The sequence below is a fragment of the Gardnerella sp. c10Ua_31 genome (genome assembly GCF_055700915.1).
This window is the reverse complement of record NZ_JANUYG010000004.1, coordinates 1-21511: the sequence shown is the minus strand read 5'-3', so window position 1 is coordinate 21511 and position 21511 is coordinate 1. Positions and strand designations below refer to the sequence as shown.

Annotated in this window: 20 protein-coding genes and 1 riboswitch; of the genes, 6 read left to right on the top strand and 14 right to left on the bottom strand. The window is 40.4% G+C overall.

Going from position 1 to position 21511, the window contains the following annotated elements; all coding sequences use genetic code 11:
* Nucleotides 1-103: 103 nt before the first annotated feature.
* Nucleotides 104-940: a nitroreductase family protein gene (locus NYP55_RS06355; RefSeq protein WP_004131346.1), complete on the top strand. Its 837-nt coding sequence runs from the start codon at nucleotides 104-106 to the stop codon at nucleotides 938-940.
* Nucleotides 941-996: 56 nt separating this feature from the next.
* Here NYP55_RS06355 and NYP55_RS06350 read toward each other — a convergent pair whose 3' ends face one another.
* Nucleotides 997-1263 carry a hypothetical protein gene (locus NYP55_RS06350; RefSeq protein WP_016839851.1) on the bottom strand — a complete coding sequence of 89 codons (267 nt, stop codon included), beginning with the start codon at nucleotides 1261-1263 and terminating at the stop codon, nucleotides 997-999.
* 297 nt (nucleotides 1264-1560) lie between these two features.
* Between NYP55_RS06350 and NYP55_RS06345 the strand changes: the two genes are divergently transcribed.
* Nucleotides 1561-3090, top strand: coding sequence for an aminotransferase class I/II-fold pyridoxal phosphate-dependent enzyme (locus tag NYP55_RS06345; RefSeq protein ID WP_081090809.1), 1530 nt, complete (start codon nucleotides 1561-1563; stop codon nucleotides 3088-3090).
* A gap of 145 nt (nucleotides 3091-3235) precedes the next feature.
* Here NYP55_RS06345 and NYP55_RS06340 read toward each other — a convergent pair whose 3' ends face one another.
* The 6 genes from NYP55_RS06340 to NYP55_RS06315 all read right to left on the bottom strand — a co-directional run bounded on the left by NYP55_RS06340 (nucleotide 3236) and on the right by NYP55_RS06315 (nucleotide 9149).
* On the bottom strand, nucleotides 3236-4291 hold the full coding sequence (locus NYP55_RS06340; RefSeq protein ID WP_004133320.1) for a LacI family DNA-binding transcriptional regulator: 1056 nt from the start codon (nucleotides 4289-4291) through the stop codon (nucleotides 3236-3238).
* Between the two features lie 29 nt (nucleotides 4292-4320).
* Complete coding sequence (locus NYP55_RS06335) at nucleotides 4321-5700, bottom strand: glycoside hydrolase family 13 protein (RefSeq protein ID WP_060785711.1); 1380 nt, start codon at nucleotides 5698-5700, stop codon at nucleotides 4321-4323.
* Between the two features lie 33 nt (nucleotides 5701-5733).
* Complete coding sequence (locus NYP55_RS06330) at nucleotides 5734-6555, bottom strand: carbohydrate ABC transporter permease (RefSeq protein ID WP_004112888.1); 822 nt, start codon at nucleotides 6553-6555, stop codon at nucleotides 5734-5736.
* Nucleotides 6555-7460 (bottom strand): carbohydrate ABC transporter permease, encoded by a 906-nt coding sequence (locus NYP55_RS06325; protein WP_004118115.1) that lies wholly within the window; start codon nucleotides 7458-7460, stop codon nucleotides 6555-6557. The genes NYP55_RS06330 and NYP55_RS06325 overlap by 1 nt, the downstream gene beginning before the upstream one ends.
* 84 nt (nucleotides 7461-7544) lie before the next feature.
* Nucleotides 7545-8816, bottom strand: a complete 1272-nt coding sequence (locus tag NYP55_RS06320) for an ABC transporter substrate-binding protein (RefSeq protein WP_004131339.1) — start codon at nucleotides 8814-8816, stop codon at nucleotides 7545-7547.
* A gap of 207 nt (nucleotides 8817-9023) precedes the next feature.
* Nucleotides 9024-9149 carry a hypothetical protein gene (locus NYP55_RS06315; RefSeq protein WP_004131337.1) on the bottom strand — a complete coding sequence of 42 codons (126 nt, stop codon included), beginning with the start codon at nucleotides 9147-9149 and terminating at the stop codon, nucleotides 9024-9026.
* 290 nt (nucleotides 9150-9439) lie between these two features.
* Between NYP55_RS06315 and NYP55_RS06310 the strand changes: the two genes are divergently transcribed.
* The 4 genes from NYP55_RS06310 (at nucleotide 9440) to NYP55_RS06295 (ending at nucleotide 13321) form a co-directional block, all read left to right on the top strand.
* Nucleotides 9440-10702 carry an MFS transporter gene (locus tag NYP55_RS06310; protein WP_472781747.1) on the top strand — a complete coding sequence of 421 codons (1263 nt, stop codon included), beginning with the start codon at nucleotides 9440-9442 and terminating at the stop codon, nucleotides 10700-10702.
* Nucleotides 10703-10959: 257 nt separating this feature from the next.
* Nucleotides 10960-11631, top strand: a complete 672-nt coding sequence (locus tag NYP55_RS06305; RefSeq protein ID WP_004131325.1) for a response regulator transcription factor — start codon at nucleotides 10960-10962, stop codon at nucleotides 11629-11631.
* The gene (locus NYP55_RS06300; protein WP_004133315.1) at nucleotides 11628-12788 is read left to right on the top strand and encodes a hypothetical protein; all 1161 of its coding nucleotides are present in this window, start codon (nucleotides 11628-11630) and stop codon (nucleotides 12786-12788) included. The genes NYP55_RS06305 and NYP55_RS06300 overlap by 4 nt, the downstream gene beginning before the upstream one ends.
* 161 nt (nucleotides 12789-12949) lie before the next feature.
* Complete coding sequence (locus tag NYP55_RS06295; RefSeq protein ID WP_004133309.1) at nucleotides 12950-13321, top strand: hypothetical protein; 372 nt, start codon at nucleotides 12950-12952, stop codon at nucleotides 13319-13321.
* Nucleotides 13322-13502: 181 nt separating this feature from the next.
* Here the strand turns inward: NYP55_RS06295 and NYP55_RS06290 are convergent, their stop codons facing one another.
* From NYP55_RS06290 to thiM, 7 genes are all read right to left on the bottom strand, one after another.
* Nucleotides 13503-13904, bottom strand: a complete 402-nt coding sequence (locus NYP55_RS06290; RefSeq protein ID WP_004131321.1) for a transcriptional regulator — start codon at nucleotides 13902-13904, stop codon at nucleotides 13503-13505.
* A 117-nt stretch (nucleotides 13905-14021) separates the two neighbouring features.
* Nucleotides 14022-14546 carry a hypothetical protein gene (locus tag NYP55_RS06285; protein ID WP_004131320.1) on the bottom strand — a complete coding sequence of 175 codons (525 nt, stop codon included), beginning with the start codon at nucleotides 14544-14546 and terminating at the stop codon, nucleotides 14022-14024.
* 27 nt (nucleotides 14547-14573) lie between these two features.
* Nucleotides 14574-15785: an ABC transporter permease gene (locus NYP55_RS06280; protein WP_101889841.1), complete on the bottom strand. Its 1212-nt coding sequence runs from the start codon at nucleotides 15783-15785 to the stop codon at nucleotides 14574-14576.
* On the bottom strand, nucleotides 15769-16479 hold the full coding sequence (locus tag NYP55_RS06275) for an ABC transporter ATP-binding protein (protein WP_004131316.1): 711 nt from the start codon (nucleotides 16477-16479) through the stop codon (nucleotides 15769-15771). The genes NYP55_RS06280 and NYP55_RS06275 overlap by 17 nt, the downstream gene beginning before the upstream one ends.
* Nucleotides 16476-17378, bottom strand: a complete 903-nt coding sequence (locus NYP55_RS06270; protein WP_004133305.1) for an efflux RND transporter periplasmic adaptor subunit — start codon at nucleotides 17376-17378, stop codon at nucleotides 16476-16478. Before NYP55_RS06270 ends, NYP55_RS06275 begins: the two co-directional genes overlap by 4 nt.
* A gap of 757 nt (nucleotides 17379-18135) precedes the next feature.
* Nucleotides 18136-19833: a bifunctional hydroxymethylpyrimidine kinase/phosphomethylpyrimidine kinase gene (locus NYP55_RS06265; RefSeq protein ID WP_415680554.1), complete on the bottom strand. Its 1698-nt coding sequence runs from the start codon at nucleotides 19831-19833 to the stop codon at nucleotides 18136-18138.
* A 5-nt stretch (nucleotides 19834-19838) separates the two neighbouring features.
* Nucleotides 19839-21356 carry a hydroxyethylthiazole kinase gene (gene thiM / locus NYP55_RS06260; protein ID WP_472781746.1) on the bottom strand — a complete coding sequence of 506 codons (1518 nt, stop codon included), beginning with the start codon at nucleotides 21354-21356 and terminating at the stop codon, nucleotides 19839-19841.
* Nucleotides 21345-21436, bottom strand: a riboswitch (TPP riboswitch). Its footprint overlaps the gene before it by 12 nt.
* Nucleotides 21437-21511 lie beyond the last annotated feature (75 nt).

Genomic DNA, 21511 nt, shown 5'->3' with positions numbered 1-21511 from the left:
GCGGCTTCGCTGCCAACTTGTTCACTCGTACATTTATAACACTTTTATAACACTTCTACATGCCAATTTCTAATTGGTATTTCGTTACCATTAACATAAAAATATGACGTCAACTAAAAGCAACGCACAGAACAGCGAGCAAAACAGCAAGCAAAATAATGCGCAGAACGCATACGCAAATCAAACTATTCAAACGCTTCTTAATCGCAGATCTATACGAGCTTTCAAAAATGAGCCAATTAGCGAAGATGTTGCAAAAACATTGGAAGCAGCAGCACAGCGCGCAGCTTGCAGCCAGTTTTTGAACGATTGGTCTGCAATCAAAATCACTAGCAAAGATCTTAAACAAAAACTTTCTAAACTTGGAAATCAAACTTACATAGCAACAGCGCCACTTTTGTATGTTTTTATTATTGACCAGCACAGAAATGCCGCTATAGCGCGCAAAAACGGCATTGATGCAGACGGAAGCGATTTTACTCTTAAAACAGGCTACAGATTCTCGCAATCGCAAAACGACGCCGTTCTTGCACTACACGCAATGGAAACAGCCGCAGAATCGCTTGGACTCGGTTGCGTAATCCTTGGTTCAATTTTGAATAATATTCCAGATTTAATTGAACTTTTGAAGTTGCCAAAATACACGTATCCAGTTCTTGGGCTTGCAATTGGCAAGCCAGACCAAGGGCCAGAATTAAAGCCGCGCATGGACTCGAGTATGCAATTCTTTGAAAATGAATACCCTAGCAGCGATGAAGTTGTGATTGAAAAACTTGCAGACTTCGACGAAAGAGTGCATAAATACTACGATTTGCGTAATGCAGATAGGCCAGTGGACGCATTCAGCGCACAAATCACAAAGCTTGCTGTAGATTCTGGAGCTAAAAACCATAGTTGCGAATCGCAGCTTAATGCGCAAGGATTTACTTTTAAGTACTGATTTATTGACTTTCTGATTTATTGATTTTTAAGCATTAATTACTAAGCAATAATTATTTAACGAAGACGCGGCTTATATCCGCGTTTTCTAGACTTAGGTTTGGTTGTTTCAAACCGCGAGCGCATATCACAATACTTACGAATCGCAGGATTTGAATGCGTTAAATGCCAACTTCCACAATAATCACATTTATAAACCCACAGCTTTGCTCCGCGTTCCGTAAAACTTTTATCCGCTGCCATAAGAGCCTGCCCTTTGTTGGCATACATTATTTTTTGAGTAGATTCACATCTGCGCGGAGTAAAGAAATACATGTAACCCATAGTATCACCGCAATAAACTGCGTTGATTCGCAAACAATCATATTCCAGCAAATCAAAATAAGTTCAATTTAATGTCTTTTTAGTTCAATTCTTAATTATTGCTCAGCCAGAATTTGGTCAAAATTCAAAATAAATTCAATTTTAGGCTTGCGAAATGAGTTTTGACGCGTAAAATTGTCTTTTAATCGCCTCAAAGTTCAATTTATAGCTTATATTTTGAACTTTGTTGTAAATTTGTTCAATTTACGAACGCTGATTTTATGAGCTTCTATAAGATGGCATAAAGGAAGACGGATTATGGCACAGAATTTTGCAAACGACCTTAAAAAGGCCATGAAAATCAAGGGATACAAGCAGATTGATGTAATCGAGCTTGCAGCAAAAAACGGCCATAAACTTGGCAAAAGCCAGTTAAGTCAATATTTAAGCGGCAAAACTGAACCTCGCAAAGACGTGCGAGATATGCTTGCACAAATTCTTGGAATTAGCGACGACGGAATCAAAGGTGGGCATTCCTGCGCAAAAACCGCGCAAAAGTCGCAAGCAGATTGCAGCGATCAGCACGAGGAAAATCGCCCATTAACAGAAGATGAGCTTTCTGAAGCACTCAAAAATAGAAACTTCAACAAATCCACCAAACTTGAGCACGTGCTCTACGACGTTCGCGGCCCTGTTGTAGAAGAAGCAAACCGTATGGAAGCAAATGGAACGCATATTTTAAAGCTCAACATTGGAAATCCTGCGCCTTTTGGCTTCCGCGCTCCAGACGAAGTGATTTACGATATGCAACAGCAGCTTATTGACTGCGAAGGCTACTCGGATAGCCGCGGACTTTTCTCTGCACGCAAAGCGATTATGCAATATGATCAGCTTAAGGGCATTCCAGGAGTGCAAATGGAAGATATTTATACTGGCAACGGCGTTTCCGAGCTGATTAATCTTTCTATGCAAGCGTTGCTTGATTGCGGCGACGAGATTCTTATACCAAGCCCAGACTATCCGCTGTGGACTGCGTGCGCTAGCCTGGCTGGCGGCACTCCTGTGCACTACATGTGTGATGAAAAGTCGCATTGGTACCCAGATATTGCCGATATTCGCTCTAAAATCACGCCTCGTACTAAAGCAATCGTGATTATTAACCCGAATAATCCTACGGGCGTGCTGTATAGTCGCGAAGTTTTGGAAGAGATTGTTAAGGTTGCGCGCGAGTTTAATTTGATTATTTTTGCAGACGAGATTTACGACCGTCTTGTTATGGACGGCAAGAAGCATATTTCGATTGCTTCTCTTGCTCCAGACGTGTTCTGCGTAACTTTTAGCGGACTTTCTAAGTCGCATATGATTGCTGGCTTCCGTATTGGTTGGATGAGTCTTTCGGGAGATAAGTCCAAGGCTCGCGACTACATTATGGGTCTTAACATGCTGTCTAATATGCGCTTGTGCTCGAACGTTCCTGCACAGTCAATTATTCAGACTGCTTTGGGCGGATACCAAAGTGTTGAAAAGTATTTGGAGCCAGGCGGACGCGTGTACGAGCAGCGCGAGTACTGCTATAACGCGCTTCAGGAGATGGACGGCGTAAGCGTTGAGCGGCCAGACGCTGCTTTCTACATGTTTGTAAAGCTCGATCCTGCTCGCTACAACATTCACGACGACGAGCAGTTTGCGCTTGATTTGCTGCGCGATCAGAAGTTGCTGATTGTGCATGGAAAAGGCTTTAATTGGCAGACTCCAGGCTACTTCCGCGTAGTCTACTTGCCGCGCTTGCAAACGCTTCGCGACGCAATGAGTAAACTCTCCAGCTTCCTCTCCTACTATCGCCAGTAGAATCATAATTTTTACATAAACAAAAAATATGACTATTTCTGGCACTATTCCAGAAATTATGAATATAGTGCCACGCTAAAAAAATTTAACGTAGCACTATATTTTTCATAGGAGGAAGGAATCAAAGTATTTACTAAGCAACCTGTTATCTTATAGATGCTACTGGGCCAATCGACTCACGCAGCAGCACAGTAATAGGTAGACATACGTGACGGGATGATGCGCGTTCATACCCAGCATTCAAAGTTTCTACTATATATTCAGCAGCTAAACGTCCTTTAGCTGTAACAGGCTGTTTAACTGTTGTCAACGGTGGATTACTACATGCAGACTCATCTATATCATCAAATCCTGTAACAGAAATATCGCGTGGAATTTGCAAACCAGACTGTCTAGCAGCGTCCATTACTCCAAACGCAATAACATCACTAAAACAAATGAATGCAGTTGGTAATACAGAATTATTTTGTTTTATTTGCGCAAAAGCTTCTTCTCCTCCAGTACGAGTACATGGCACTTCAATAACATTTTTCTTATCGACCAGTGGAGCTATTCCATTCTCTTCTAAAGCAGAAATCACACCATCAATACGGCGACGAATTGTTCCATGCCAAGAAAGATACCCATCATCATTGCCTGATTCTGGAGAAATCACCACAAAATTGCGATGACCCAATGAAATAAGATGCCCAGTTAATTCTTTCATAGCGCGCGACTCATCAATATTGATACTCGGAGCCTGGCTATGTACTTCACTGTCAACAATCACAAATGGCTTTCCTTGCTGCATAAGAGCTTCAACTTCACCACGATCTTCTTCTAAACCAGTTACTATAAAACCGTCAACGGCAGCATAAGGAATTGCTTTTAACATAGAATTACGAAGTGGAGGCACTAAAAGAAGCGTCAATCCCTCTCGCTCACAGATTTGCCCAATACCCTGAATAAATTCCGAATAGTATGGATTTTCTAGCACTCGCCCTAATTGCTGCGGTAGTAACAATCCCAAACTATTTGTCTTTTGAGTTCTCAGCATATAAGCAACAGGATTACGCACATATCCTAGTTCCTTTGCAACTGAAAATATGTGTTCTACAGTTTCTGACGATAAGCGATCAGGAGTATTATACGCAAAGGAGACAGCAGATTTAGAGACACGCGCTGCATCAGCAATATCCTGCATTGTAATTTTCTTTCCCATGCTTCACACTTCTTACTTCTACATTATTTTTACTGTTGAGCCTGCAATACGATCATAGAATTATCTTTATTAGGGCGCCAACTATCTCCAACAGTTACACCATTTATAATTCGCCAATTATGATTTTGCAATTGTTGAGGTAGCTTCGATGAATTATACTCTAATAAATTACTACGTGAAATAATCATCAAAAGAGATTCTTCCTTATGATCTCGCGAAATAATGACAGTATCTTCATCAACAGCGTAACAACTTTGCGTACCCCTTCGCAACGCAATATGATCACGCCGCAATGCATTTAATTGAACAATTGTACGGAATATTTCAGCATTTGTATCAAGACTATCCCACTGCATACCAGAACGGCACCCAGGATCATTATCGCCAACCATACCAAGTTCATCACCGTAATAAATCATCGGAGCACCTTCGCAGGCAAACATGCAACAGTAGGCAGCTATGCAATCCTTAGTATTATTTTGATGCGCAGTTAAAACACGCTCAGTATCGTGACTACCCAACAAATTCATCATCCCATGGTGATATCCATACGGTATGCGCTCCTGCAAACGGTTAATACCGTTAACAAAATCGTATGCATTGAACCGCTTCGTTGCAGTAAAACCTAAAACTAAATCACGCAGAGTATAATTCATTGTGCTATCGGTAGTGTCTCCTTGCAGCCATTGAGCGGGGTCTCTCCATTCTTCAGCTATCAAACATAATTCTGAATTTTTTGCTTTAACAACTTGCCTAAAATCCTGCCAAAATTCTGGATAAATAAAATATGGAACGTCAAGACGATAACCGTCGATACCTTGATCAATCCAATATCTCGCAACATTAAAATGATGCTCACGCACCTTTGGATTAAACACATTCCACTTCGGTAGATATTCACAACCAGAACAGGTTTTATAATTAGGTACAGGCAATGACTTAACTGGAAAGTTTTTCACTGAAAAATAATTAACATATTCTGAATTCTCTTCATTTTTAACAACATCTTGAAACATCCAATGAGTTTTACCACAATGATTTAAAACTGCATCTAGTACTATACGTATATTCCGCTTATGCGCTTCATCTACCAATGTATGGAAATCTTCAAGAGTTCCTAAAAGTGGATCGATTTTAAAATAATCGTTTGCATCATAACGATGATTTGTTGCAGCAGAAAAAATTGGATTCAAATAGAGCGCATTGCACCCTAAATCATGAATATAATCAAGTTTTTCTGTAATTCCAGCAATATTACCACCTAAGAAATTCTCACGCGTAGGCTCAGCATCCCATGAGTCAAGCGGCACATGACCTTCAGTTAGCATACCGTAGCCTTCACAACGATAGAAGCGATCAGGAAAAATCTGATAAAATCTTGCATCAGGCAACCACTGTGGTATAGACATAATAAAACCCCATCCTTAATTTTTCTACAATTTCTAATCTTTCATACCAGTATTGGCAATTCCTCTAACAAGCGCACGTTGGAAGAAAAGGAACACAATAATACTTGGTATTGTTGCAGTCAAAGTTCCTGCCATCAAATAATTCCAAGAGGTTCCGTAACGCCCTACGAAGGATGCTAAACCAATCTGAATTGTACGAGTTTCATCCGTATTCGTAACTAATAACGGCCAAAGGAAATCATTCCACGCAAAGAGAAAACTAAAAATACCAAGCGTCGCAAACGCTGGAGACGACAATGGAACGATTACTTTGAAGAATATTCCAAACCTGCCACAACCGTCAATGCGCGCTGCCTCATCAAGCTCTCGAGGAATTGTTGCAAAATATTGGCGAAGTAAAATAATGCCAAACACATCTGCAAGTCTAGGAACAATCAAAGCATACAGCGTATCAACCCATCCCAAATTAGCGACTATCTCATAAGACGGAATAACAATCACAAAATTAGGAATCATCAATGCAGAAAGCAGCAGAATGAATATTGTTTTCTTCAAAGGAAATTCTAATCGCGCAAAAGCGTAGGCGGCAAAGGCATCAAATATTAAATGTCCTACAACAATCCCTACCGTCATCAATAGCGTATTCCAATAATATTGCGCAAACGGTGCCGCTTGCCAAGCGTGAATATAGTTTTCCCAATGCCATGATGTAGGAAAAATTGAAGTATTCGTGTATGTTTCAGCACGCATTTGCAAAGAAGTAGTGAACATCCACAAAAATGGAATGATTACTGTTGCTGAACCTAAAATCAGAATCGCATGACGCGCCAAACGCGACCATAATGATGATTTCATTATTCTTCTCCTTGTGCTCCAGAAACTTTCCATTGAATCATCGTCACGCCTAGCACTAGCGCAAGCGTAATGAACGCTATTGCTGTTCCATAGCCAAAATCACCGAGCTTGAACGCATCACGATACATCATCATGCCAAGCACTTCCGTTCCTCCGCGAGGACCGCCACCAGTGAGCATGTATGCAAGGTCGAAAGATTGGAAGCTCGTTACTAATGCCTGAACTACTACAAAAAACGTCATTGGAGATAGCAATGGGAAAGTAATCTTCCATAATTTTTGCCACCCAGTAGCTCCATCTAATGCAGCCGCTTCATACACGCTTTTTGGCAATGCTTGTAACGCAGTTAAATACAAAATAGCGTTAAAACCAATATTTTTCCACACGGTCAAAAGAATTAATGCAATAAGCGCAAGCCAGCGATTTTGTAACCAATCTGGTCCATGTATATTGAATTTCATCAACACACTGTTCACGAATCCAGAAGGATCGAGCATATATTTCCACACAATGGCTGCAGCCACAGAAGATGTAACCACTGGAAGGAAGTAAATACTACGATAAATACTCCTACCTCGTATAGGCGCATCAAGCAAAAGCGCAAGCAACAATCCAGTCAACACACTTAATACGCATACACCAGCAGCATAAATAACCGTTACCATTAAGCTGTTGAAAAACTCAGGATCTTGGAAAAGACGAACATAGTTTCCCAAGCCAATAAATTTCTTTTCTGGAGAGAACCCATCCCACGATGTTAGTGAAATATATACAGCAGACAACACAGGGTACAGCACGAAACCACCAATAATAAGCACTGCTGGCAACAAGAATACCGCAGCACAAATTACCTGATCTTTCTGGTAATGCCTGTGCGCAGACTTGAGAAAATGACGTTTTTTCATTACACACTCCTTGATGCAAAGAACTCCGATAGCTGAGCCAACTTTATTTCATTCGGCCCAGCTATCGGCACAGTATTTATGCAATCAGCCTTTGGCAATCACGTCGTTTACTGCCTTTTCAGCATTCGCAAGCGCTTCGTCAACACTCTGCTCTCCAGCGAAAGCCTTCTCCACAGCCTTTGCAAATTCAAAGGAAATCTTTGGATACAATGGCGTATTTGGACGTGTATGAGCAATCTCCATTTGTTCCACAAACGGAATTAAACGAGGCTGTTCCTTCTTAACCCAATCCAAATACTTATCAGACTTTGCAACACTCTTCGTTACAGGAAGCATGCCAGTCTTTTGCGACCACTTGATCACCTGTTCTGGCTGCAAGAACCAGTTCAAGAATTCGCCAGCAGCCTTGGCACGAGCGTCAGAATTATGGAAGACGATTGCTTGTTCACCACCGAGATTAGTCGCTTCCTTGCCATCCTTTGGATGAGGGGCTTTTGCTACACCGAAATCAAATGGTGGATCTGGCGCCCAGATGCCAACCATCCAGCTACCTTCCTGAGCAGAACCACCCTTGCCCTTTTCAAATTCGCCCCACTTAGCATATGGGCTCACGCCGCTCTTGATAAGATCCATCCAGAAGTTCATAGCCTTCTTGCCTTCTGGCGTATTGAATGCAGCCTTAGAATTATCCTTCGTCAAGAATTCGCCGCCAGCTTGCCACAAGTTGACCTGGAAGTTCCAAGTTAAACCTTCGCCGTTATCTCCTGCTTGAGTAAGCAAATCATACCCTGGCTTGCCTGTCTTTTCCTTGATTGTCTCGGCAACTTTCTTCAACTCATCCCATGTTTGTGGTGGTTTGTTAGGATCTAACCCAGCTGCTTTATAAACGTCCTTGTTGTACATGTACGCAAGATTATTGGCAGTAACTGGCACAGAAACTTGTTTGCCGTCAATATGACCATAGTCAATCAATGCAGGAGTCACATCATCGAGCGTTTTCGAGCTGATAACCTTAGAAAGATCAGTCAAATTGCCCATTTTTGCAATCTGTGGCACCCATACCAAATCACTTATAGAAATATCTGGCAAACTCTTCGACGAAGCCGATGCACGAAGCTTCGTCATAAAATCAGAATTCGGAACGCTCGCAGTCTTAATCTTAATATTTTTATGCGAAGCATTAAAATCCTTCACCATTGCATCAAAGGTATCGGCATTAGCGCCATCCCAATAATGCCAAATGGTAAGCTGTGTTGAGCCATTAGCGTCGGATGATTTTGCACTACCACACGCACCTGCGCTAATAATCATTGCAGCAGCACCGATTAATGCACATATTTTTGTAAGTTTCTTCATTGTAACCTTCTTTTTATCTGCATATGTTAACTTGCACTCATTTTGCATTTAGAAAATGGGTGACGAACTATTCTCTAAAGCATCAGAAAACAAACTAGTAATTTTTTTATTCTTTGTTGTATGACTACATAACAAGCAAACAGTTTTTTAATTGCCGCAAACACTGGCTCATATAAATCTACATGTCATGTTCACACAGACACCAAATCAAAAATGCACGCTTGTTTCTACCTCCTCCCCTCCAACTCCGAAGACATTATCTTTAAATACCCACTGTTTGTCATCAAGCAATGCCTTAAATTGGAACTTTTTACCTTTAGGTATTCTTTCCATTTCAGTCTCCTTTGAACTGCAATGCTAAACTCTTGTAAATCAATTTACTACATTGTTAAACAAACGTCAATCCCTTAAAATAATTACACGTTATCTACTTGCCGCGCTTGCAAACGCTTCGCGATGCAATGGGCAAACTCTCTAACTTCCTCTCCTACTATCGCCAGTAGCCGCAACCCCTGCCTATAACACTCATTTCACTCACAGTCCAGAAAAAGGTGTATATCAAAAGGCATATATTATTCAGAATATGAAAGACATTCATAACATGAAAGAAAAAAGAGAAGGAAATGAACGCTTCGGCACGAATTCGCACAACTCTTATTATTGCCGTTTTATCGCTTAATGCTTTTCTTTTAACAAGCTGTAGATTTGGCGTAAGCCTATATCTTTTAATACATGTCGACTTATCTCACGCAGCGCTTAACGCAGTGTCCGTAGCACTTATGACCTGCATAGCAGCACCGCTTGGCGGCATTATTGCAGATAAATATCCACCAACTAGATTGTTTATAGCGCTAACGTTCTGCTTTGCCTTGTTGTGTACTGGATACGGTTTCGCTTTAGTCGCACAGCATAATCTTATTGCTATTACGGTTACACTACTCGGCATAATATTCGGGTTCTTTACTGCATTTTCTTCACCTAATCAAAAAGTATTAATGGCATATAGCGTACCAACTGGCGAAAAAACCAAGTTTTTAGCAAGTATGCGTATGTGGATTAATCTCAGCAGGCTTGCTGCACCAGCGATTACTGGCATATTTGTTGATAGATGCAATCCGCTCATTTTCTTTACGAGCATTGCTATTGTGATGATATTAGCGGCGCTACCTCTACTGTTAGTTAATCTAAACCAGCAAGCACAAAATAGTGCAAACAATACGAAGACAGGAAGCAATAAAACTGCTGGTTTTGCAGCCTCTCTACACTATATGAAATCTACACCATGGTTAATAGTCTTAGGAATAGTATCCGCATTACAATCGGGATCATGGCTTGCTGCATTCAGACTAATGGGAGCACACCATTGTCTCACACTTTTTCATTCGGCATCCACGTGGGGAACAATAGTCAGCATATTTAACATTGGCATGATTGTAGGTTCGCTATTATGCAAATATATTGTGCTGCACTATGAGATTTTATACTCTATTTTACTACCTGGATTCCTCTCTATTCCTTTACTTATTTTCGCACTTAATAATTGGATTGCTCTTTTTCTTTGCTCTGCTTTCATTGCAGGTATTATTTTTGACGCCACTATTGTCTATGGGCAAACAGCTCTTCTCGACGGCATACCAACACGCATTCTCGGCGCAACTACTACTTTTACTTCTATTATGGAGCAATGCGGCATTATCGTAGGGTATGCAAGCGTACTAGCATGGGGAAATCTAAATTCATCATTATTCATAATGATTGCAGCTGGCGTAATACTTGTTTCAACAGGTATAGCCTTATGGATTATTCAAGCTCGTAAACAAACATACCCATCAATGCTTACCAAAGATTATTGGACACCATCAACATGGGTAAAAAGAAGCATATAACAAGCTATTTAGCGCGAAAGCGCAATAAAGCTATACAAATGCACACGGCATTATTCACTCAGCCATTGCCAAGCCTCAACCACATTGCTTTGAATCACTAAGCTTTAAGCGAACTTATTCGCTGCGGAGTAACCCCCGTAAGCTCTCAGCGCCTGCCTTTATAAGATTCCCTTTGTAAAGGTTTTCCTAGACAAGATATTCATCATACAAATTCAAGTATTATTATTACTTAAATAATGCTTTTCTAAAGGAGCAATATGATAGCAAAGCATATTACTGTTGGCATTGTTGATGATGATTGTTTTTGTCTACACGGCCTAAAAACATATATTGAACAGGTTGTTCCGTCCTGCAATATTTGCTGGTTGTCAACATGTGCCGATCAAGCAATTCAGTTTTGTCAAAATCGATGCCCAGACGTGCTGCTAATTGACATGTATATGTCTGGGGTTTCGGGAATTAAAATATTATACGAATTGCGAAGAAGACACTCGCTCCCAATAATAATTGCTATAACTTCATTTCCTATCAACGATTATGCATTAAAAGCATCGGCAGCAGGCGCGCAAGGCATTGTTGGGAAAAACCACCCAGAAACTATTTGCGCTATGCTTAGCAGTATTATCCAAGGCGCGTTCAAGCCGCAAATAATAGGCGATCTTCATTTTGACGACACGATGACAGCATTTCAACGTTTGCAAAATAAGCCAAAAAAGGGACGCCTTGCTTTAACGGATCATGAGACTGAAATTGTAAAGTTGTGCAGTAAAGGCATGACCAATGCGCAAATCGCTAAACGTTTATTTGTTGAAACTTGTACTGTGGAAACTATCCTTCGTCGCGTGTTCAAAAAGTTGAATGTGACGAATCGTTCACAACTTATTACCACATGGCTGCATGATGAATATTTAGGAAATGATACACAATGATTATTTTCTTAATGCGTCGTTTGCGAGAAAAGCTTATTGACAATAAAACATTTTTACTATTGGGATGTTTATCGAGCGCAATGGATGCATATATTTACTCAAATAGCGACAATAGCACAATACAACTTGTTATAGTTTACATGATTCTTGCTGCTATGAATCTGTTCCTTTGCTTGCTCCCGCATTTTATGAGCATGTGCTATATTTTTGTGCACCTCAGCATTCTTGTTATTCCTAGTCTGAATCTTCCACCAGTAACTTTCGGGCTCATCATATCATTTGTTTTTATTTCATATTTATATCCGATTCAATTTACACTACCTTTATTCTTAGTAATAGATGCATTACACTACGTTGCATACCGATACCTATCAACTTTGTCTTTCAAGTATCTTATTGCTTACCTTTTAATAAATATATTTTGCGTTTGCACTGGTATTATTTTGCGCATTTATCACCAAAAAATGGTTCTTTATGAAAAAGATAGGCAAACAATTAATAATCTTAATTTGGCTGTGCGAATGCACGATAAATTAACTAATAAGATTGCAGATATTGCACTACAAAGTAAAATAGCATTACTTGACAAGTCTATTTCTAAAAAGCAACGAGAAGCTATTGAAGAAATAAATGATTTGGCAGATCAGGCTTTTGAAGAAGGTCATAATATTATCGACATTCTACGTGGAAATACTGCTAAGCATGATGCTCGAAGCGAGTTCATTCAGCGCATTGAAGATACGCTACAAATGAACGACTCAATCAATGAATCATGTGGATTAAAAGGAAGATCCATATGCAATATATCTAGTAACGATATTCCTGAAGACATTAGCGATGAAATCATCTGTGAAGTTATTGAATTAATCGAAGAACTATATTTGAACATTCGAAAATATGCTTCTTTAGTTTATTACATCAGAATTTCGATACGCGAAAAACAAATTGTTATAAAACAGTTCAATGTTCGATTTTTGGGCAAGAAAAGTAAAGATGTGATTCGCGCAGTATCTCAAAAAGGGCTTCTGCTTCATCGCGATACCCTAAAGCATTTAGGCGGTTCACTTTATTTTCGAGCCTTTGGCAAGTATTGGGAATGTAATGCAGTTATCCCTTTCAAAAATGAACATAACCGTATAAATAGTATACTTTACTGATTCAGTTTAAAAGATTAATGAATCTTGAGTAGTTTTAATTAGTAATTATTTGTAAAGGTTTTCATATACAAGATATTGTTTACCTTTTAGCGCGACATTAATTTATAAATTGTAAAGGTTTTATATACACAATTATTTTCTTGTATTAGAAGGAGAAGAATATGAGTAATTTAGAAGATACAAAAGCACAAATTCCGTCCGTATTTTGGACAATAGCCAATGGCGTATTTCTTGCTAGCGGAATTGCGCTGATTGTAATGCGTAATGATTATCTATGGGGAGTGCCTCAAATTATCGCTGGATTATTTGGTCTTGCAACCATATTTCTCATTAAAAAACCGTGGTGCGCGCAACTATATTTTATAGTATCTTCACTAGCCGTAATAGCAAATGGGCTTATGGAAATATTCGGCATAATCCACGGATCTGGATACGGTTATGTTCCGCTGATTATTGGTATAATTGTTCTTCTATTTATAGGCCTTGATAAGGATGAAAGTTCAAAAGCTCTTGGCATAGCCAAAAATAAGTAAAAGCATTAGACTGCGAATTTTAATATAAAAACATATCACAATTTTCAAAGGCCAAGCTGTAGCAATGTATCCTACGACTTGGCCTTTGATTATTTATCTGTTAATGATTTGTTTTGCATAGAGTTTATATGTTACTGAGTGATTGACTTGCGCATAGCCCCAACCACATTGCATTAAGTTACTAAGCTTTAAGCGAACTTATTCGCTGCGGAGTAACTCCCGTAAGCTCTGCAACATCACGAACCGTCAATCCCTGATTCCTTAATAAGCGGACCGTTTCACGCATAAGCATAGACGCTTCTTCTTGAGTTTTTATAGCTGCAGATTTTGCATCTAACATGCGCTGAAGCATAAGCTCATCTTGCTCACTAAGTTTCGGAGTTACTTTCACGCCATTGACTTTAACATTTAAAGTTGCAGCAGCGTCTTTTACCATTGCTGCAACCTGATCAAGTCTACGTACTTGAGTAAATAATCCTGGTATTTCTGACACTTCTATAGCCCACCAGCCATCGCATCTGCGAGCTATAGCGGTCACCATTTGTAAACAAGTCGTTGCATCATCATGCTCAGTAGCACTCATTGATTAAGTCTTTTCTCCAACTCTTTTCGCTTCACACACATAAGTATATGCCTATTTATCAATTAAGTAAATAGGCATTGCATACAAAATCAGCACAATGAAGTTATACAAATGCAATTACATCACAGGACAATTAGTTTGCACATCCTGTTGGAATCCTGACGGATCTCCTAGTTTTGCTTTACGCATGTGCTCTTTGAAAAAGTTTCTCGTTGCATCATCACAACGGTCTGGACCCATAAACGGCATGCTAGGCACTTTTTCGAGCTCACGCAAAGCTTTACTTGCCGCTTGTTCATTACTAGCATACGTGTCTAACCATTGCCGCTCCCAAGCACACTGATAATAATTAGATGCTTGCGTATCGCCATATCCACTCTGGAACTGAGCGTCTTTTTCTTCTCCAACCAAGTTTGCAGGAGCTTTATATTTTTCAGGCCAACTAAGCTTTGCAACGGACTCCTGATATTCCTTCTCTATATGAGCAAAATCAACAGTCTCTCTAGGTGAACTATTTTGCGAGCGCGCGCCACCCATACCGCTCGCATTATTGTTGCCTACTCCTCCACACGCATTAAACATAAGAATCGCACTAAGCACACCAACAATAAGAGTTGCTTTACCAATAGTATGATTATTCATTATTCCTTCTTTCTTATTTTTTGAAAATTAACGCAATGCTAATGCTGGCTGTAAACGCGATGCTTTTATTGCCGGCACCACACTTCCAGCAAGTGCTGTTATAAAAGCCGCAATAACAGCTCCAATAGCAGCTTCATATGGGTAAACTGGCGGACTAACTGGACTTGATGCATCCCAAAAACTTGATGCTATAGACACAAGACCAAAAGAAACAGCGACGGCAGCAATCGAAACTATTAGTGCTAAAATAATCGCACTGCCTAACACGAGTGAAGCAATCGACCATCTAGTAGCACCCAAGGCTCTACGTATAAGCAGTTCATGTGTGCGCTGTTCCAACGATGCTAAACCAATATTGATTAAACCTAACGCGGAAACAAAAAGCAATAATGCTGCTACGATAGCAAAACTTAATTGCAATACTGTTATAACATTCTCGTAATCATCACTATTATCATGTCTTCTAATTTCGTTTACTTGTCCACCACAACAGTCATAAAGAGCATCTGAAACATAAGATTTAATTGATTTTTGAGAACGATTTTCTTTATTCAACCAGTAGATTGAGCCTTGAGCTTCTTTTCCAGAATATTCCCAAAGAGTTGGAGCGTAACGTAATAATCCTAGAATATTCACGTATACTTTTGCTGAGTCTACGCCATCGTTCACGACTCCAACAATCCTTATAGGACTCATTTGTGTTGTTTTGCGAGAAGTAATAAATGCTACTTCACCGATCTTGTATCTTTTGCTAGCAGATTGGTTTACTACCATTTCTAATGCGTTGCTTTTATCGCTATTACTAAACCATCTTCCACTTACAATAGGTAAGTTATAAACTTTGTTGTATCCTGCCGTAGTGTAAACAGCATCAACATATTGAAGATTGCTGGTCTTATATTCTTTGCTTATTTTTACACTCTTCGAGGCTGGCATAGAAGCGCTAAACAGTAGTCCAGTGTTTGGTTGTAGCATAACGTTAGCGTTACGGTTTGCGGATTCAATGCGATTTAAGAATTTGTTAAATACTGAATATTCGTCAAAATTTTGTGCTGAAAAAGTAATCTCGTATGTTGGTCTACGACCGTTTAGCTGTTCGTTAGTTGCAATAAGATAGTCCTTACCAACCGTGCCGATAAGCACTGACGCAATAACGGCAATGATGCCAATAAACATTGAAAAACCTGTGAGGAAGGATCTCATAGGAGACAGGCGCAAATCTTTAAGCAGCATAATCATAAAGAACACCGCCTTCCATAGTAAAAATGTGAGAGCAAGAACGAGCCACTTTCATATCATGAGTGACTAATAGTAATGTTGTTCCAGATTCTTGAACACGATCATGCAACACTTGAAGCACTTTTTCTCCCGTACTACTATCGAGCGCGCCAGTTGGCTCATCGCAAATAAGTAATTCGGGATTAGTAACTAAGGCACGCGCTATCGCGACTCTCTGCTGTTCACCGCCTGATAGCCTTCCAGGGTATTCGTTTAGTTTATCTTGCAATCCAACAGCACATAATGCTTCTTCTATCGTTTTTCTTCTTGTCTGCTTGCTTTGTTGTAGTCCTGCGTATAAAAGCGGCAACTCAACATTTTCTCTAATGCTTAAATGCTTAATAAGCGAATAGTTTTGAAAAACAAAACCAATATTTCTAGCGCGCATATGCGATACTGTACTATCACTACACTTTTGGATTGACTTGCCAGAATAATAATATTTTCCAGTAAAATTTTTATTCAAAAATCCAATAATAGAAATAAGACTCGTTTTGCCAGATCCAGACCTGCCAACTACCGCATATGTTTCACCTTGGTTAAGTAGCATAGAAACAGAGTTGACAGTGGTAAGCCATTCGCCATTGCCTAGTTTTACACGCGCTGACACATCTTGTAATTCAACCAGTGGAACAGGATTGTTCTCCATAATCATTGCACTCCTGGAATGAGATCAGGAGAAACACCTGCTACAACATCACCCTCATGCAAACCAGACGTAATTTCAATATTAGCGCCGTCACTGATTCCAAGACCAACTTCTTTACGCTCCCATTTATCGCCTTTCTTGTATGAGACTAAGCCTTTTTGGACTCTTCCAGCAACCGCACTAACAGGCAGAGTTAGAACCGATTGTTTATGCTTGCCATTAAAAACAAGAGTCGCATTTTGACCTGATTCTACTTCTGCGCTTTTATCTATTAAACACGTTAAAACTTTTGACGATACACTGGGTTTACTTTGCGCACTCGACTCATCTGTTTGAGTTGAATCAGCATTATCATTCTTGCTACTACCCGAGGCTGCAACATCGGTAGAAGTTCCACCGCTTTGTACTATTTGCAAACAATTGGTTGGTCCAACACCGTCTTCAACTTGGAAGCGACCTTTAACATCTGCAATATCTGCAGAACGAAGTAAAGCTTTTGCGTTAAGGCTTATTGAAAAACCTTCATATTTAAGAGTGAATAGCGGGAAAGATTTAGGCATGTCCGCAGATGATTCAGCTACTGACACAACTTTAGCGTCTACGGGAGCAATAACTTTGTTACCAGCATTGTAGCCTAAAATACTTCCAGCTTTTACAGCACTTCCTGCTTTTACCGATGGAGAAAAATTCCCTCTACTTACAGCAGTGATAACAAAGGTAGACGATTGTTCTATTGTTGCTTTACCCGACACAACTTGTGTTAAAGGCTGTTTTTTGACTGAAATAAGTGGAACTGAATCATGTGATGCCTGCTGTTGACTATCATCAACTGCTCTACCAGCGCATGCAGTAAGCAAACACGCCGGCAGAGCAGCCAACAAGAATACTTTCGTAAACTTACGCATAACACAAAGCTCCTTACTCACCAAACTCGTAAACGCATAGAATGCGTTGAAACGAGCCTCTCAAACTAATCCAAAATAAATAAAGTGCTCGGTAACGCTACAATTAACGCTTTCATGATTACCACTTTATTTAGAATTTCAGCTTTTGGTTAATAGCCTATAATCGCCGTAAAGAGTTTGCATCATACTAAATGATGATTTTTATTTATGATTCTTGAAGCTTGCGTAATACCAGAGAATAATCTATTTTGCATAGAGTTTATACGTTACTGAGTGATTGACTTGCTCAGAGATCTAATATCACTCTATTAAATCACCGCTTAAGGCTATCCTCGTTAAGCAAAAAATCGAATAGATCCATAACCGCAATGCACACACTTCTATCTGATATTTTCCAAAGTACTTTGGGTTTTGCAAGATAGAATTAGTGAAAATAGGGCATATTTGGCAATTCTATCTGATATTTTCCAAAGTACTTTGGGTTTTGCAAGATAGGAAGATAATAAGATAGAAAAAATAGGAAGATAGTGCTAGCGAATTTAGGTAACTTTTTACTACTCACGATTTAAGTCTTAAGCAAATCGCCTGCACATTTGCGCTACTCAGAAAATCAACAATAACAGACATAGCACAGTAATAGACATGCGTATTACAAAAATGCGCTGACGCTTTGACACGTCTTCAAATCTTCTAGATTTTGTTAATAAAGACGAAGTCAACGCATCAGCGCTATCAAGTTATCAAGCTATCAAACCATCTACCTCAATGCTCTATGAGCTTGATTAAAGAATTCATACTCGTAAATGCATGAAGTCATATATGCTTGAGCAGCAAGAATTCGAGCCTGTGGGCCAGCTTCTTCAAAAGCTCTCTCAACAAATTTAACCGCCATTCTTACACCTGACTCAAAATCATGAGAAGAATACATTGAAATCCAATCATGATATGGGTTTTCAGGAGTATTATTTTTGACTAAAATTTGCCCCACTTCTTCATAAAGCCAATAGCATGGCAATATGGATGCAGCTCCAATCACGTAGTCTTCTGCCATTGTAGAAGCAAGTAAGTGATTTACGTAAGCTAATGTTACTGGCGAGCAAGGCGCATCAATGCTTATATTTCTGCTTCCAAGCCAATCTCTGTGCAACTGCGATTCCGCTTCTATGCACATAGCTGCGCCCGTAGCCCAATGCACTCTAGCCTCATTATCTGGCGTTTTAGCTCCAACAGCAGCTAGCGCGCGCGAATAACGCTTCAAGTATTCAGAATCTTGACTTATGTAGAAAGCAAACAAGTCAGAGTCAAGCGTTCCATTGCCTAAAGCCTCAATAAATGGCATTTTCATAATGTTGTTATCAACATCTGCACTAGCATCCCATAACGCTTGAGTCCAAGGACCACACGGCTCCACATTTGGCTTTCTAGCCTTGCTATGAGCTTTTACGACTACGCTTTGCGGAGTTAATCCATCTAAGCCATTCGCTTGCATATGCTCCCAAGGAGTTGACGAAGAATCTAATTCCAAACGATAATTACGAGCCGCATGGTTCACAGGCCCATGACCTTTTCCAACATGCAAATCTTTACCGCAAGCAATAGCTTCGTTAAGCCATCTTGACGACCACGCTAAAGCATTCGCTACAGTACTGTAATCGCTTAGCTTCTTTCCTTCTCGCAACGCTAATCCTATGCGCGTAGCTAGAGAAGAAGATAGCGAGCAGCCAGTGCCATGCGTTGTTGTTGTATCAACTCTAGGGCAAGGAACGTGCACTCTGTGACCATCTGGGAACACAACAGTATTTCCAGCATCTTCGCTTGTTAAGTGGCCGCCTTTAACAATAACAATAGTATTGTTTTTTGCACTCCACTCGCTTGCTTGAGCATAAGCTTCTTCAAAATTGGATGCAGGCTGTTTATCGCATAATACTGCGAGTTCAGGTATGTTTGGCGTAATAACATCCGCAAGAGGCGCAAACTCGCGCATTGCATCTTCTGCAGACTTTTCAAGCAGCCTATCTCCCGAAGTTGCTACCATAACTGGATCTAACACAACAACAGGAACAGGATGATTTTTAAGCCAATTTTGAACTAGGCTAATATATGATTTGTCTCCAAGCATGCCGATTTTTACAGCATCAATAGTTACGTCATCAAATACTGCTTCTAGTTGCGCTTGCAAAAAGTCGGTTGGAGGAGTATAAACTTCGCGCACACCGCAAGTGTTTTGAGCAACCAAATTAGTTGTTACACACATTCCAAATCCATGTGATGCCGTGATTGACTTTAGATCAGCTTGGATTCCAGCTCCGCCTGTTGGATCAGTTCCAGCAATACTTAGTACGCGTGGAATAATCGGGTCTTCTAAAAATGGCAAAGAAGATGGCCTTAGGCTTGAATCATATAATTTAGAAATTGATTGCAAAGGTGCTTGAGCTTGCGAAAATTGATTATTCATTATTTTTATTCCTTCGTAATAGCATCGCGTAATTTGCGCGCTTCTTCGCAAGGATTTTGCGCAAGCATTAGAGCAGATACTACGCATAAACCATCTATTGAAGTGCTTTTAATAGGGAATACCGTATTTTCGTTAACGCCGCCAATTCCGAGCGTACTAATGCCGAGTTCTTTAGCGCGTTTAGCAATCTTTTCTACTCCTTCAACACCTAAAGCAGGAGCAGTGTCTGGCTTAGTGGCAGTAGGCCAAATCGGACCTATTCCAATAACATCAGGCAATGCCACATTTTCTTTAGCACATTCGTTATAAACGTAATCTAACTGTTCTAACTTTTCTATAGAAAGCCCAACCATCCATTCTGCAGGAATAGACTTACGCGCTTCAATATAAGGCGTATCTGTTTGCCCAACATGCAAGTTGAGTCCTAAGCTTTTAGCGCAATCTATACGATCGTCAACAAAAATCGGCACGTTTCCGCAACCATTAGCAAGCATTTTGTCTCGCAAGCTTTGAGCTTTATTATTAAAAGTTTCGCTATTTGCGTACTTATCGCGCAATTGAACTACGCTTGCTCCGCCTTTAACGCAATCAACTGCAATATCTTCTTCTGCTCGATTGCTCATCTTTGGGTCTGTTATAAAGTATAAAGACCAATCAACAGGGTCGAGTTCAAATTCAATATTCGCTAGTTTCAGCATCTCGTCTGCGCTCAAATCCATAAGCGCATCCATCCATAATGTTCTAAATGTACCTGGCGATGTTGAGCGTTGTGCTGCCCAAGTTCCTGCTGCAGCAGCGTGCACGTGAGCGGCAACTGTTGCTGCAAAAGGTCGATTTCGATTTGCTCCAACGTATGCTGCCACCAATGCGCCAAGAGAGCAGCCCGTTCCGACTACTTTCGTCATTATCTCGTGACCGCCCGAGACTCGTGCCGAGCATCCGTGACCATAAATAGCGTCTTTTTCGCCAGAAATAGCCACTACCGAGCCATAGAGTTTAACTAGCTTCTTAGCAGCTGCAACTGCTGAATCAACGGAGTCTCCAGCGTCTACTCCCTTACCGCCGCTTTCTTCTCCAGCTAAACCTAAGATTTCGGAAGCATTTGCACGAATTACAGTAGGATGACTTTTAACGATTTCGCGCGCGTATTGCGTGCGTGGAGCTAAACCGCCAACTGCAACTGGGTCAAGAACCCATGGAGTGTGTGCTTTTACAGCTCCGCGAATTGCAGCATCCATAGATTCTTTGTCTACTGGCCTATACGTTCCAATGTTTACTAATACACCAGATGCGATTTGAGCAAATACTTCAGCTTCTTCTGCGTCTACGACCATTGCTGGCGATGCACCAGCAGCTAGCAGAACGTTTGCCGTTATTTCTTGAACAACATTATTCGTTACGCAATGTGTTAGCGGATTTTTTGCGCGCAAAGCTTCGATGCATTCACGTACATCTTGAACGAATTGCTTGCAACGAGCATTAGTTGAGAATTCACTATTTTTAGAGCACGACACAGTAGTCATGATTTTCCCTTCGCTAGTACTAACTAGATCAGGTTCAACGGGTATAATCTCAGCGCTTTCGCGCACCCCGAACCCATATTTGACTATATATGTTCGTTATGACGTTATTTACGCGCGCGACGACCTACCTTTTCGCTTAGAGCGTAGCGCGAGAG

Coding starts and splice junctions, on each gene's coding strand:
- NYP55_RS06355 (WP_004131346.1), top strand. CDS start 104: ATGACGTCAACTAAAAGCAACGCACAGAACAGCGAGCAAAACAGCAAG.
- NYP55_RS06350 (WP_016839851.1), bottom strand. CDS start 1,263: ATGGGTTACATGTATTTCTTTACTCCGCGCAGATGTGAATCTACTCAA.
- NYP55_RS06345 (WP_081090809.1), top strand. CDS start 1,561: ATGGCACAGAATTTTGCAAACGACCTTAAAAAGGCCATGAAAATCAAG.
- NYP55_RS06340 (WP_004133320.1), bottom strand. CDS start 4,291: ATGGGAAAGAAAATTACAATGCAGGATATTGCTGATGCAGCGCGTGTC.
- NYP55_RS06335 (WP_060785711.1), bottom strand. CDS start 5,700: ATGTCTATACCACAGTGGTTGCCTGATGCAAGATTTTATCAGATTTTT.
- NYP55_RS06330 (WP_004112888.1), bottom strand. CDS start 6,555: ATGAAATCATCATTATGGTCGCGTTTGGCGCGTCATGCGATTCTGATT.
- NYP55_RS06325 (WP_004118115.1), bottom strand. CDS start 7,460: ATGAAAAAACGTCATTTTCTCAAGTCTGCGCACAGGCATTACCAGAAA.
- NYP55_RS06320 (WP_004131339.1), bottom strand. CDS start 8,816: ATGAAGAAACTTACAAAAATATGTGCATTAATCGGTGCTGCTGCAATG.
- NYP55_RS06315 (WP_004131337.1), bottom strand. CDS start 9,149: ATGGAAAGAATACCTAAAGGTAAAAAGTTCCAATTTAAGGCATTGCTT.
- NYP55_RS06310 (WP_472781747.1), top strand. CDS start 9,440: ATGAACGCTTCGGCACGAATTCGCACAACTCTTATTATTGCCGTTTTA.
- NYP55_RS06305 (WP_004131325.1), top strand. CDS start 10,960: ATGATAGCAAAGCATATTACTGTTGGCATTGTTGATGATGATTGTTTT.
- NYP55_RS06300 (WP_004133315.1), top strand. CDS start 11,628: ATGATTATTTTCTTAATGCGTCGTTTGCGAGAAAAGCTTATTGACAAT.
- NYP55_RS06295 (WP_004133309.1), top strand. CDS start 12,950: ATGAGTAATTTAGAAGATACAAAAGCACAAATTCCGTCCGTATTTTGG.
- NYP55_RS06290 (WP_004131321.1), bottom strand. CDS start 13,904: ATGAGTGCTACTGAGCATGATGATGCAACGACTTGTTTACAAATGGTG.
- NYP55_RS06285 (WP_004131320.1), bottom strand. CDS start 14,546: ATGAATAATCATACTATTGGTAAAGCAACTCTTATTGTTGGTGTGCTT.
- NYP55_RS06280 (WP_101889841.1), bottom strand. CDS start 15,785: ATGATTATGCTGCTTAAAGATTTGCGCCTGTCTCCTATGAGATCCTTC.
- NYP55_RS06275 (WP_004131316.1), bottom strand. CDS start 16,479: ATGATTATGGAGAACAATCCTGTTCCACTGGTTGAATTACAAGATGTG.
- NYP55_RS06270 (WP_004133305.1), bottom strand. CDS start 17,378: ATGCGTAAGTTTACGAAAGTATTCTTGTTGGCTGCTCTGCCGGCGTGT.
- NYP55_RS06265 (WP_415680554.1), bottom strand. CDS start 19,833: ATGAATAATCAATTTTCGCAAGCTCAAGCACCTTTGCAATCAATTTCT.
- thiM (WP_472781746.1), bottom strand. CDS start 21,356: ATGACTACTGTGTCGTGCTCTAAAAATAGTGAATTCTCAACTAATGCT.